The following is a 13,415-nucleotide window of genomic DNA, read 5'->3' as shown; positions in this document are numbered from 1 at the left end:
GCTCCCGCGCTGTAACGCGCACGCACTGAAGGGCGATCACCCAACTGGGTGGTCGCCCTTCGGCGTTCCCGTGACGGCTGCCTTGCACTGTCGGCGGCGGCGAGTATGGTGATCTTCGTTGTGCCTCCGGGCGCCCCAGGGGCCCGGATCGGGGCCTGTCAGGGCAAGGGGGCCTTGACGAACCGCACGCAGCGCGCAATTCTCAGGACGCGTCGTCACAAGGATCCGCATCCGAGGCATGGATCGGCGGCGAAGAGGGCAGTATCGATGTGCGTTGAGGACGTGGCTTGCCGCAGGTGTTGAGAACAACGAGGGTCTCCAGAAACCCGCACTGGACATCAGTGGGCCAGGTGGCTACACTGACCCTTTGCGCTGCCTGTTAGCTGCCTCCTGCCCGTCACCAGGGGCATGCCCTCGCCTGAGCACCGTAGATGGAAGCCTCCCTGACCTGGGATTTCTATCTCCGTGTCCAGTGGGGGACCGGTACGCGCGTAGTGAGTCCGAGCCCTCGGAAGGACCCCCTCTTGGCCGCCTCGCGCACTGCCTCGACCGCGAATACGAACAACGGCGCCAGCACCGCCCCGCTGCGCATCTCCTTTGCAAAGATCAAGGAGCCCCTCGAGGTTCCGAACCTTCTTGCGCTGCAAACCGAGAGCTTCGACTGGCTGCTCGGCAACGCCGCGTGGAAGGCTCGTGTCGAGGCGGCTCTGGAGTCCGGACAGGACGTCCCCACCAAGTCCGGTCTGGAGGAGATCTTCGAGGAGATCTCCCCGATCGAGGACTTCTCCGGGTCGATGTCGCTGACCTTCCGCGACCACCGCTTCGAGCCTCCCAAGAACTCGATCGACGAGTGCAAGGAGCGCGACTTCACCTTCGCCGCCCCGCTCTTCGTCACCGCTGAGTTCACCAACAACGAGACCGGCGAGATCAAGTCCCAGACGGTCTTCATGGGCGACTTCCCGCTCATGACGAACAAGGGCACCTTCGTCATCAACGGCACCGAGCGTGTCGTGGTGTCGCAGCTCGTCCGTTCCCCCGGTGTCTACTTCGACTCCTCCATCGACAAGACGTCCGACAAGGACATCTTCTCTGCCAAGATCATCCCGTCCCGGGGTGCCTGGCTGGAGATGGAGATCGACAAGCGCGACATGGTCGGCGTCCGCATCGACCGCAAGCGCAAGCAGTCCGTCACCGTCCTCCTGAAGGCGCTCGGCTGGACCACCGAGCAGATCCTCGAGGAGTTCGGCGAGTACGAGTCCATGCGCGCCACCCTGGAGAAGGACCACACCCAGGGCCAGGACGACGCGCTGCTCGACATCTACCGCAAGCTGCGCCCGGGCGAGCCGCCCACGCGCGAGGCCGCGCAGACGCTCCTCGAGAACCTGTACTTCAACCCGAAGCGCTACGACCTCGCGAAGGTCGGCCGCTACAAGGTCAACAAGAAGCTGGGCGCCGACGAGCCGCTGGACGCCGGCGTACTCACCACCGACGACGTCATCGCGACCATCAAGTACCTGGTCAAGCTGCACGCCGGTGAGATCGAGACGGTCGGTGAGAACGGCAACTCGATCGTCGTCGAGACCGACGACATCGACCACTTCGGCAACCGCCGTCTGCGCAACGTCGGCGAGCTGATCCAGAACCAGGTCCGTACGGGTCTCGCCCGTATGGAGCGCGTCGTGCGCGAGCGCATGACCACCCAGGACGTCGAGGCGATCACGCCGCAGACCCTGATCAACATCCGGCCGGTCGTCGCCTCCATCAAGGAGTTCTTCGGCACCAGCCAGCTGTCGCAGTTCATGGACCAGAACAACCCGCTGTCGGGTCTCACCCACAAGCGCCGTCTGTCGGCGCTCGGCCCGGGTGGTCTCTCCCGTGAGCGGGCGGGCTTCGAGGTCCGAGACGTGCACCCGTCTCACTACGGCCGCATGTGCCCCATCGAGACGCCCGAAGGCCCGAACATCGGTCTGATCGGTTCGCTCGCCTCGTACGGCCGCGTCAACGCGTTCGGCTTCGTCGAGACGCCGTACCGCAAGGTCGACGAGCAGGGTGTCGTCAGCGACGAGGTGCGCTACCTCACGGCTGACGAAGAGGACCGATTCGTCATCGCGCAGGCCAACGCGCCGCTCACCGACGACCAGCGGTTCGCCGAGGCCCGTGTCCTGGTCCGCCGCCGCGGCGGCGAGGTCGACTACGTGGCTCCGCAGGACGTGGACTACATGGACGTCTCGCCGCGCCAGATGGTGTCGGTCGCGACCGCCATGATCCCCTTCCTCGAGCACGACGACGCCAACCGCGCGCTCATGGGCGCGAACATGATGCGCCAGGCCGTGCCGCTGATCACCGCCGAGGCCCCCCTCGTCGGCACCGGCATGGAGTACCGCTGCGCGGTCGACGCCGGTGACGTGATCAAGGCCGAGAAGGCGGGTGTGGTCCAGGAGGTCTCCGCGGACTACGTCACCGTCACCAACGACGACGGCACGTACACCACGTACCGCGTCGCCAAGTTCTCCCGCTCCAACCAGGGCACCTCGGTCAACCAGAAGGTTGTCGTCGAGGAAGGCGCGCGCGTCATCGAGGGCCAGGTCCTCGCCGACGGTCCCGCCACCCAGGAAGGCGAGATGGCCCTTGGCAAGAACCTGCTCGTCGCGTTCATGCCGTGGGAGGGCCACAACTACGAGGACGCGATCATCCTGTCGCAGCGCCTCGTCCAGGACGACGTCCTCTCCTCGATCCACATCGAGGAGCACGAGGTCGACGCCCGTGACACCAAGCTCGGCCCGGAGGAGATCACCCGGGACATCCCGAACGTCTCCGAGGAGGTCCTCGCCGACCTCGACGAGCGCGGCATCATCCGGATCGGTGCCGAGGTCGTCGCCGGTGACATCCTCGTCGGCAAGGTCACGCCCAAGGGTGAGACCGAGCTGACGCCGGAGGAGCGCCTGCTCCGCGCGATCTTCGGTGAGAAGGCCCGCGAGGTCCGTGACACCTCCCTGAAGGTCCCGCACGGCGAGATCGGCAAGGTCATCGGCGTCCGCGTCTTCGACCGCGAGGAGGGCGACGAGCTGCCCCCGGGCGTGAACCAGCTGGTTCGTGTCTACGTGGCGCAGAAGCGCAAGATCACCGACGGTGACAAGCTCGCCGGACGCCACGGCAACAAGGGCGTCATCTCGAAGATCCTGCCGATCGAGGACATGCCGTTCCTGGAGGACGGCACCCCGGTCGACATCATCCTCAACCCGCTCGGTGTCCCGTCCCGAATGAACCCGGGACAGGTCCTGGAGATCCACCTCGGCTGGCTCGCCAGCCGCGGCTGGGACGTCTCAGGACTCGGCGAGGACTGGGCGCAGCGCCTCCAGGCGATCGGCGCCGACTCGGTCGCCCCCGGCACCAACGTCGCGACCCCGGTCTTCGACGGCGCCCGCGAGGACGAGCTGGCCGGCCTGCTCCAGCACACCATCCCGAACCGCGACGGCGAGCGCATGGTGCAGCCGACCGGTAAGGCGAGGCTGTTCGACGGCCGCTCCGGCGAGCCGTTCCCGGACCCGATCTCCATCGGGTACATGTACATCCTCAAGCTGCACCACCTGGTCGACGACAAGCTGCACGCCCGCTCGACCGGTCCGTACTCGATGATCACCCAGCAGCCGCTGGGTGGTAAGGCTCAGTTCGGTGGCCAGCGCTTCGGTGAGATGGAGGTGTGGGCGCTGGAGGCTTATGGCGCCGCGTACGCCCTCCAGGAGCTGCTGACCATCAAGTCCGACGACGTCACCGGCCGCGTGAAGGTCTACGAGGCCATCGTCAAGGGCGAGAACATCCCCGAGCCCGGCATTCCTGAGTCCTTCAAGGTGCTCATCAAGGAAATGCAGTCCCTCTGCCTCAACGTGGAGGTGCTGTCCTCGGACGGCATGTCCATCGAGATGCGCGACACGGACGAGGATGTCTTCCGCGCCGCGGAGGAGCTCGGTATCGACCTGTCCCGGCGCGAGCCGAGCAGCGTCGAAGAGGTCTGACGGGTCCCCCGCCACCCCGGAGAACACCGGGGTGGCGGGCCCCCGGACCCCGACAGACCATTGATGAAGCGCCAATATCTCGCTGACGCGAGGTGGCACAACCCTGAGAGGGATTGACGCATAGTGCTCGACGTCAACTTCTTCGACGAGCTCCGGATCGGCCTGGCTACCGCGGACGACATCCGCCAGTGGAGCCACGGCGAGGTCAAGAAGCCCGAGACCATCAACTACCGCACCCTCAAGCCCGAAAAGGACGGACTCTTCTGCGAGAAGATCTTCGGTCCGACCCGGGACTGGGAGTGCTACTGCGGCAAGTACAAGCGTGTCCGCTTCAAGGGCATCATCTGCGAGCGCTGCGGCGTCGAGGTCACTCGCGCCAAGGTGCGTCGTGAGCGGATGGGCCACATCGAGCTGGCCGCGCCCGTCACGCACATCTGGTACTTCAAGGGCGTCCCCTCGCGCCTTGGCTACCTGCTCGACCTCGCGCCGAAGGACCTCGAGAAGGTCATCTACTTCGCCGCGTACATGATCACGTTCGTGGACGAGGAGCGCCGCACGCGCGACCTGCCGTCGCTCGAGGCGCACGTCTCCGTCGAGCGCCAGCAGATCGAGAACCGCCGCGACGCCGACCTCGAAGGCCGCGCCAAGAAGCTCGAGACCGACCTGGCCGAGCTCGAGGCCGAGGGCGCCAAGGCCGATGTGCGCCGCAAGGTGCGCGAGGGCGCCGAGCGCGAGATGAAGCAGCTGCGCGACCGCGCGCAGCGCGAGATCGACCGTCTCGACGAGGTCTGGGCGCGCTTCAAGAACCTCAAGGTCCAGGACCTCGAGGGCGACGAGCTGCTCTACCGCGAGCTGCGTGACCGCTTCGGCACGTACTTCGACGGCTCGATGGGTGCCGCTGCCCTGCAGAAGCGCCTGGAGTCCTTCGACCTGGACGAGGAGGCCGAGCGCCTCCGCGAGATCATCCGCACCGGCAAGGGCCAGAAGAAGACCCGTGCGCTCAAGCGCCTGAAGGTCGTCTCCGCGTTCCTGCAGACCTCGAACAGCCCCAAGGGCATGGTTCTGGACTGCGTGCCGGTCATCCCGCCGGACCTGCGTCCGATGGTGCAGCTGGACGGTGGCCGCTTCGCGACCTCCGACCTGAACGACCTGTACCGCCGCGTGATCAACCGCAACAACCGCCTGAAGCGCCTTCTCGACCTCGGTGCCCCCGAGATCATCGTGAACAACGAGAAGCGCATGCTCCAGGAGGCCGTGGACGCCCTCTTCGACAACGGTCGTCGTGGTCGCCCGGTCACCGGTCCCGGCAACCGCCCCCTGAAGTCCCTCAGCGACATGCTGAAGGGCAAGCAGGGTCGCTTCCGCCAGAACCTCCTCGGCAAGCGCGTGGACTACTCCGCGCGTTCCGTGATCGTCGTCGGTCCGCAGCTGAAGCTGCACCAGTGCGGTCTGCCGAAGGCCATGGCCCTGGAGCTCTTCAAGCCGTTCGTGATGAAGCGCCTGGTCGACCTGAACCACGCGCAGAACATCAAGAGCGCCAAGCGGATGGTCGAGCGCGGCCGCACGGTCGTGTACGACGTCCTCGAAGAGGTCATCGCGGAGCACCCGGTTCTGCTGAACCGTGCGCCCACGCTGCACCGCCTCGGCATCCAGGCCTTCGAGCCGCAGCTGGTCGAGGGCAAGGCCATCCAGATCCACCCGCTCGTCTGCACCGCGTTCAACGCGGACTTCGACGGTGACCAGATGGCCGTCCACCTGCCGCTCTCCGCGGAGGCGCAGGCCGAGGCCCGCATCCTGATGCTGTCCTCGAACAACATCCTCAAGCCCGCCGACGGCCGTCCGGTCACGATGCCGACCCAGGACATGGTCCTCGGTCTGTTCTTCCTGACCACCGACGGTGAGCTCCGTGACGTCAAGGGCGAGGGCCGCGCGTTCGGCTCCACCGCCGAGGCGATCATGGCGTTCGACGCCGGCGAGCTGGCGCTCCAGTCGACCGTCGACATCCGCTTCCCGGTGGGCACCATCCCGCCGCGTGGCTGGGTGCCGCCGGTCGCCGAGGAGGGCGAGCAGGAGTACCAGCAGGGCGACAGCTTCCGCCTGCGTACGTCCCTGGGCCGCGCGCTCTTCAACGAGCTGCTGCCCGAGGACTACCCGTTCGTCGACTACTCGGTGGGCAAGAAGCAGCTCTCCGAGATCGTCAACGACCTCGCCGAGCGCTACCCCAAGGTCATCGTGGCGGCGACGCTCGACAACCTGAAGGCGGCCGGCTTCTACTGGGCGACCCGTTCCGGCGTCACCGTGGCCATCTCCGACGTCGTGGTCCCCGAGGCCAAGAAGGAGATCGTCGCGGGCTACGAGGCCCAGGACGAGAAGGTCCAGAAGCAGTACGAGCGCGGTCTGATCACCAAGGAAGAGCGCACGCAGGAGCTCATCGCGATCTGGACCAAGGCGACCAACGAGGTCGCCGAGGCGATGAACGCGAACTTCCCCAAGACCAACCCCATCTTCATGATGGTTGACTCGGGTGCCCGAGGAAACATGATGCAGATGCGTCAGATCGCCGGTATGCGTGGTCTGGTGTCGAACGCCAAGAACGAGACGATCCCGCGTCCGATTAAGGCCTCCTTCCGTGAGGGCCTGTCGGTGCTCGAGTACTTCATCTCGACGCACGGTGCTCGTAAGGGTCTTGCGGACACGGCTCTCCGTACCGCCGACTCCGGTTACCTCACCCGTCGTCTGGTCGACGTCTCCCAGGACGTCATCATTCGCGAGGAGGACTGCGGCACCGAGCGCGGCCTCAAGCTGCGCATCGCGGACCGCGCCGCCGACGGCTCGCTGCGCAAGACGGAGAACGTCGAGACGTCCGTCTACGCCCGCATGCTGGCCGAGGACGTCGTCATCGACGGCAAGGTCATCGCGCCGGCCAACGTCGACCTCGGTGACGTGCTCATCGACGCCCTGGTCGCCAACGGCGTCGAGGAGGTCAAGACCCGCTCGGTCCTGACCTGTGAGTCCGCGGTCGGCACCTGTGCCTTCTGCTACGGCCGTTCGCTGGCCACCGGCAAGCTGGTCGACATCGGTGAGGCGGTCGGCATCATCGCCGCCCAGTCCATCGGTGAGCCCGGCACGCAGCTGACGATGCGTACCTTCCACACCGGTGGTGTGGCCGGTGACGACATCACCCAGGGTCTGCCCCGAGTCGTCGAGCTCTTCGAAGCCCGTACGCCGAAGGGTGTCGCCCCGATCTCCGAGGCCGCGGGCCGCGTCCGTATCGAGGAGACCGAGAAGACCAAGAAGCTCGTCGTCACCCCGGACGACGGCAGCGACGAGACGGCGTTCCCGATCTCGAAGCGCGCCCGTCTGCTCGTGGGCGAGGGCGACCACGTCGAGGTGGGCCAGAAGCTCACCGTGGGTGCCACCAACCCGCACGACGTGCTCCGCATCCTGGGTCAGCGCGCCGTCCAGGTCCACCTGGTCGGCGAGGTCCAGAAGGTCTACAACTCGCAGGGCGTGTCGATCCACGACAAGCACATCGAGATCATCATCCGGCAGATGCTGCGCCGCGTGACGATCATCGAGTCCGGCGACGCCGAGCTCCTTCCCGGCGAGCTGGTCGAGCGTTCGAAGTTCGAGACCGAGAACCGTCGTGTGGTCACCGAGGGCGGTCACCCCGCCTCCGGCCGTCCGCAGCTGATGGGTATCACCAAGGCCTCGCTCGCGACGGAGTCCTGGCTGTCGGCCGCCTCCTTCCAGGAGACGACCCGAGTCCTGACGGACGCGGCGATCAACGCCAAGTCCGACAGCCTCATCGGCCTCAAGGAGAACGTCATCATCGGTAAGCTCATCCCGGCCGGTACGGGTCTGTCCCGCTACCGCAACATCCGGGTGGAGCCGACCGAGGAGGCCAAGGCCGCGATGTACTCGGCCGTCGGCTACGACGACATCGACTACTCGCCGTTCGGCACCGGCTCCGGCCAGGCCGTTCCGCTGGAGGACTACGACTACGGTCCCTACAACCAGTAGTCCTCGCCTCCAGTAGCGAGACACTGCCGCAGGGCGGTCACCCGGTGAGAGCCGGGTGGCCGCCCTGCGGCGCTTTGCCGCATGATGGAGGGCACACATCGTGTGGGGGAGCGTGCGTATCGTGACAAATCCGTCGTGGCAGCCGGCGCCGTGGCCGGGGCAGCAGGGGCCGTCTTCGATGCTGGCCGGGCACTCCGACCGCGAGCGCGCGGTGGACGTGCTGCGCGCGGGCTTCGCCGAGGGGCGCCTGGAACAGGCCGAGTACGAGCGGCGGGTGGAGCGCGCCTACAAGGCCCGCACGGTGGGGGAGCTCGGCCTGCTGGTCGCCGACCTGCCGCAGGGGCCGAGCGGCTTCCACCAGATGGCCCCGCCCGTCCCGGCCACCTTCGCGGCGGCGCCGCCCACGAACGGCAAGGCCACCGCGGCCATGGTGTGCGGGATCGCGACATTCTTCACGTTCGGCGCCACGGCGATCCCCGCGGTCGTCCTCGGCCACATGGCCCGCTCCGAGATCCGCCGCACCCATGAGTCGGGCGACGGCCAGGCGGTGGCGGGCCTGGTCATGGGCTGGCTGTCGATCGTGGGCTGGGCGCTGCTCCTGATGCTGATCGTGTCGGCGGCGAACTGAGCCCACGAGGGCACACCCAGCCCGTCCGGCGCCTGAGGGCCAGGCCGAAGGCCGATCAACGGCTGACGGCGCCCGCGGCGCCCGGCGTGTCCTGGCTGTGGGGTATTTGTTTTGACCGCAGCCAATGAGGTAGGTACGCTCAGACCTTGTGCCTGGGGTGTGCCTGGGCTCGCGCGCGTGTCTTCAGCCGCAGCGTGAGTCCGATCCGGCCGCCGCAATCTGCGCCCTTCCCGCCTTTGAGCGGGGGTCTGCAGCATTCGACACACCCGACCGCGTGGGTCGGCGACGTTCCAGGTTAGCTTTACTATTCGGCACACAGAAACCGGAGAAGTAGTGCCTACGATCCAGCAGCTGGTCCGTAAGGGCCGGCAGGACAAGGTCGAGAAGAACAAGACGCCCGCACTCGAGGGTTCGCCCCAGCGCCGTGGCGTCTGCACGCGTGTGTTCACGACCACCCCGAAGAAGCCGAACTCGGCCCTCCGTAAGGTCGCGCGTGTGCGTCTGACCTCTGGGATCGAGGTCACGGCCTACATTCCGGGTGAGGGACACAACCTGCAGGAGCACTCCATCGTGCTCGTGCGTGGTGGCCGTGTGAAGGACCTGCCTGGTGTTCGTTACAAGATCATCCGCGGTTCGCTTGACACCCAGGGTGTCAAGAACCGCAAGCAGGCCCGCAGCCGCTACGGCGCCAAGAAGGAGAAGTAGAAATGCCTCGTAAGGGCCCCGCCCCGAAGCGCCCGGTCATCATCGACCCGGTCTACGGTTCCCCTCTGGTGACCTCCCTCATCAACAAGGTGCTGCTGAACGGCAAGCGCTCCACCGCCGAGCGCATCGTCTACGGCGCCATGGAGGGCCTGAAGGAGAAGACCGGCAACGACCCGGTCATCACCCTCAAGCGCGCGCTCGAGAACATCAAGCCGACCCTCGAGGTCAAGTCCCGCCGCGTCGGTGGTGCGACCTACCAGGTGCCGATCGAGGTCAAGCCCGGTCGCGCCAACACGCTGGCCCTGCGCTGGCTGGTGGGCTACTCCCGCGCCCGTCGCGAGAAGACCATGACCGAGCGCCTGCTCAACGAGCTCCTCGACGCCTCCAACGGCCTCGGTGCCGCTGTGAAGAAGCGCGAGGACACCCACAAGATGGCCGAGTCCAACAAGGCCTTCGCGCACTACCGCTGGTAGTCGCTACCCCCATCGAGACCGAGAGAAGACTGAGCCGATATGGCTACCACTTCACTTGACCTGGCCAAGGTGCGCAACATCGGCATCATGGCTCACATCGACGCGGGCAAGACGACGACCACCGAGCGGATCCTGTTCTACACCGGTGTCTCGTACAAGATCGGTGAGGTCCACGACGGCGCCGCCACGATGGACTGGATGGAGCAGGAGCAGGAGCGTGGCATCACGATCACCTCTGCTGCCACCACCTGTCACTGGCCGCTGAACGACGTCGACCACACGATCAACATCATTGACACCCCCGGGCACGTCGACTTCACGGTCGAGGTGGAGCGTTCGCTCCGCGTGCTCGACGGTGCTGTCACGGTGTTCGACGGTGTCGCCGGCGTTGAGCCCCAGTCCGAGACCGTGTGGCGTCAGGCGGACCGCTACGGCGTCCCGCGCATCTGCTTCGTCAACAAGCTCGACCGCACGGGTGCCGAGTTCCACCGCTGCGTCGACATGATCGTCGACCGCCTCGGTGCGACCCCCATCGTCATGCAGCTGCCCATTGGCGCGGAGGCTGACTTCAAGGGCGTCGTCGACCTCGTCACGATGAAGGCCTTCGTCTGGTCCGCCGAGACCAAGATGGGCGAGGCCTACGACATCGTCGACATCCCGGCCACGCACACCGAGGCCGCCGACGAGTGGCGCGGCAAGCTCCTCGAGGCCGTCGCCGAGAACGACGAGCAGATGATGGAGCTGTACCTCGAGGGCCAGGAGCCCACCGAGGAGCAGCTGTACGCGGCGATCCGTCGCATCACCATCGCCTCCGGCAAGGGCAACGGCGAGACCACGGTCACGCCGGTGTTCTGCGGCACCGCGTTCAAGAACAAGGGCGTTCAGCCCCTGCTCGACGCCGTCGTGCGCTACCTCCCCTCCCCCCTGGACGTCGAGGCCATCGAGGGCCACGGCACCAAGGACCCGGAGGAGGTCGTCAAGCGCAAGCCGTCCGACGACGAGCCGCTCGCGGCCCTCGCGTTCAAGATCGCGAGCGACCCGCACCTCGGCAAGCTCACCTTCGTCCGGATCTACTCCGGTCGCCTTGACTCCGGCACCGCCGTGCTGAACTCCGTCAAGGGCAAGAAGGAGCGCATCGGCAAGATCTACCGCATGCACGCGAACAAGCGTGAGGAGATCGAGTCGGTGGGCGCCGGTGACATCGTCGCCGTCATGGGTCTGAAGCAGACCACCACGGGCGAGACGCTCTGTGACGACAAGGCCCCGGTCATCCTGGAGTCCATGGACTTCCCGGCCCCGGTCATCCAGGTCGCCATCGAGCCGAAGTCCAAGGGCGACCAGGAGAAGCTGGGTGTCGCCATCCAGCGCCTCTCGGAGGAGGACCCCTCCTTCCAGGTCCACTCGGACGAGGAGACCGGCCAGACCATCATCGGTGGTATGGGCGAGCTTCACCTCGAGGTGCTCGTCGACCGCATGAAGCGCGAGTTCCGCGTCGAGGCGAACGTCGGCAAGCCGCAGGTCGCGTACCGCGAGACGATCCGTCGGGCCGTCGAGCGCGTGGACTACACCCACAAGAAGCAGACCGGTGGTACCGGTCAGTTCGCCAAGGTGCAGATCGCGATCGAGCCCATCGTGGACGGCGACGCGTCGTACGAGTTCGTGAACAAGGTCACCGGTGGCCGCATCCCGCGGGAGTACATCCCGTCGGTGGACGCCGGTGCGCAGGAGGCCATGCAGTTCGGCATCCTGGCGGGCTACGAGATGACGGGCGTCCGCGTCACGCTTCTCGACGGCGCCTACCACGAGGTCGACTCCTCCGAGCTCGCCTTCAAGATCGCCGGTTCGCAGGCCTTCAAGGAGGCCGCGCGGCAGGCGAAGCCCGTGCTGCTCGAGCCGATGATGGCCGTCGAGGTCACCACGCCCGAGGACTACATGGGTGACGTCATCGGCGACATCAACTCCCGCCGTGGCCAGATCCAGGCCATGGAGGAGCGCAGCGGCGCTCGCGTCGTGAAGGGCCTCGTGCCCCTCTCGGAGATGTTCGGCTACGTCGGCGACCTCCGCAGCAAGACGTCGGGTCGCGCAAGCTACTCAATGCAGTTCGACTCCTACGCCGAGGTTCCGCGGAACGTCGCCGAGGAGATCATCGCGAAGGCCAAGGGCGAGTAACTCACCCGAGTTCACGCTTTAGGCTTGACACCATCCGCCGGGGCTCGACCCCGCAGGGCAAGAACCCCGGCGGCTGGCTTCCCAGCAAAGATCACCTGGCGCCGATGAAGCAAGGCGTACAGAACCACTCCACAGGAGGACCCAGTGGCGAAGGCGAAGTTCGAGCGGACTAAGCCGCACGTCAACATCGGCACCATCGGTCACATTGACCACGGTAAGACGACCCTCACGGCCGCCATTACCAAGGTGCTGCACGACGCGTACCCGGACCTGAACGAGGCCTCGGCCTTCGACCAGATCGACAAGGCTCCCGAAGAGCGCCAGCGCGGTATCACCATCTCGATCGCGCACGTCGAGTACCAGACCGAGACGCGCCACTATGCCCACGTCGACTGCCCCGGTCACGCGGACTACATCAAGAACATGATCACGGGTGCCGCGCAGATGGACGGCGCCATCCTCGTGGTCGCCGCCACCGACGGCCCGATGCCGCAGACCAAGGAGCACGTGCTCCTGGCCCGCCAGGTCGGCGTTCCGTACATCGTCGTCGCCCTGAACAAGGCCGACATGGTGGACGACGAGGAGATCCTGGAGCTCGTCGAGCTCGAGGTCCGTGAGCTCCTCTCCGAGTACGAGTTCCCGGGCGACGACGTCCCGGTCGTCAAGGTCTCGGCGCTCAAGGCGCTCGAGGGCGACGCCGAGTGGGGCAAGTCCGTCCTCGACCTGATGAAGGCCGTCGACGAGTCCATCCCGCAGCCCGAGCGTGACGTCGACAAGCCGTTCCTGATGCCGATCGAGGACGTCTTCACGATCACCGGTCGTGGCACCGTCGTCACCGGTCGTATCGAGCGCGGCATCCTCAAGGTCAACGAGACCGTGGACATCATCGGCATCAAGACCGAGAAGACCACCACCACGGTCACGGGCATCGAGATGTTCCGCAAGCTGCTCGACGAGGGCCAGGCCGGTGAGAACGTCGGTCTGCTGCTCCGCGGCATCAAGCGCGAGGACGTCGAGCGCGGCCAGGTCATCATCAAGCCCGGTTCGGTCACGCCGCACACCGAGTTCGAGGCCGCCGCGTACATCCTGTCGAAGGACGAGGGTGGCCGTCACACCCCGTTCTTCAACAACTACCGCCCGCAGTTCTACTTCCGCACGACGGACGTGACCGGCGTGGTGACCCTCCCCGAGGGCACCGAGATGGTCATGCCGGGTGACAACACCGACATGCTCGTCGAGCTGATCCAGCCCGTCGCCATGGAAGAGGGCCTGAAGTTCGCCATCCGTGAGGGTGGCCGGACCGTCGGCGCCGGCCAGGTCACCAAGATCACCAAGTAAGTACTCCTTGCTTGTTGGTCGGGGCGACCCGGCTGCTCTGAACTGAGCGCAGCGAGAGGCCCCATC

7 protein-coding genes are annotated in these 13,415 nt (G+C 66.4%); all 7 read left to right on the top strand.

Features of this window, described 5'->3' with window-relative positions; genetic code table 11:
• Nucleotides 1-524: 524 nt before the first annotated feature.
• On the top strand, nucleotides 525-4,013 hold the full coding sequence (gene rpoB, locus AC07A4_RS03765) for a DNA-directed RNA polymerase subunit beta (RefSeq protein ID WP_478592384.1): 3,489 nt from the start codon (nucleotides 525-527) through the stop codon (nucleotides 4,011-4,013).
• Nucleotides 4,014-4,136: 123 nt separating this feature from the next.
• On the top strand, nucleotides 4,137-8,036 hold the full coding sequence (locus AC07A4_RS03760) for a DNA-directed RNA polymerase subunit beta' (protein ID WP_478592381.1): 3,900 nt from the start codon (nucleotides 4,137-4,139) through the stop codon (nucleotides 8,034-8,036).
• A gap of 121 nt (nucleotides 8,037-8,157) precedes the next feature.
• The gene (locus tag AC07A4_RS03755; protein WP_478592378.1) at nucleotides 8,158-8,664 is read left to right on the top strand and encodes a DUF1707 and DUF4190 domain-containing protein; all 507 of its coding nucleotides are present in this window, start codon (nucleotides 8,158-8,160) and stop codon (nucleotides 8,662-8,664) included.
• A gap of 333 nt (nucleotides 8,665-8,997) precedes the next feature.
• Nucleotides 8,998-9,369 (top strand): 30S ribosomal protein S12, encoded by a 372-nt coding sequence (gene rpsL, locus AC07A4_RS03750; protein ID WP_003948652.1) that lies wholly within the window; start codon nucleotides 8,998-9,000, stop codon nucleotides 9,367-9,369.
• Nucleotides 9,370-9,371: 2 nt separating this feature from the next.
• Nucleotides 9,372-9,842, top strand: a complete 471-nt coding sequence (rpsG, locus tag AC07A4_RS03745; protein WP_055553483.1) for a 30S ribosomal protein S7 — start codon at nucleotides 9,372-9,374, stop codon at nucleotides 9,840-9,842.
• Between the two features lie 39 nt (nucleotides 9,843-9,881).
• A complete protein-coding gene (gene fusA, locus AC07A4_RS03740) occupies nucleotides 9,882-12,011 on the top strand; it encodes an elongation factor G (RefSeq protein ID WP_478592373.1) in 2,130 nt (709 codons plus the stop codon).
• A 144-nt stretch (nucleotides 12,012-12,155) separates the two neighbouring features.
• Entirely contained in the window at nucleotides 12,156-13,349 is a 1,194-nt protein-coding gene (gene tuf, locus AC07A4_RS03735) for an elongation factor Tu (RefSeq protein ID WP_478592370.1), read from the top strand.
• The last annotated feature ends 66 nt before the right edge of the window (nucleotides 13,350-13,415 follow it).

The organism is Streptomyces sp. NPDC043996 (assembly GCF_056435225.1).
Note: the sequence above shows the minus strand (reverse complement) of the source record. Positions and strands in the feature narration are given on the sequence as shown.

What these genes read in the sequence shown, in the direction of transcription:
- rpsG (WP_055553483.1), top strand. Translation starts at nt 9,372, where the DNA reads ATGCCTCGTAAGGGCCCCGCCCCGAAGCGCCCGGTCATCATCGACCCG.
- fusA (WP_478592373.1), top strand. Translation starts at nt 9,882, where the DNA reads ATGGCTACCACTTCACTTGACCTGGCCAAGGTGCGCAACATCGGCATC.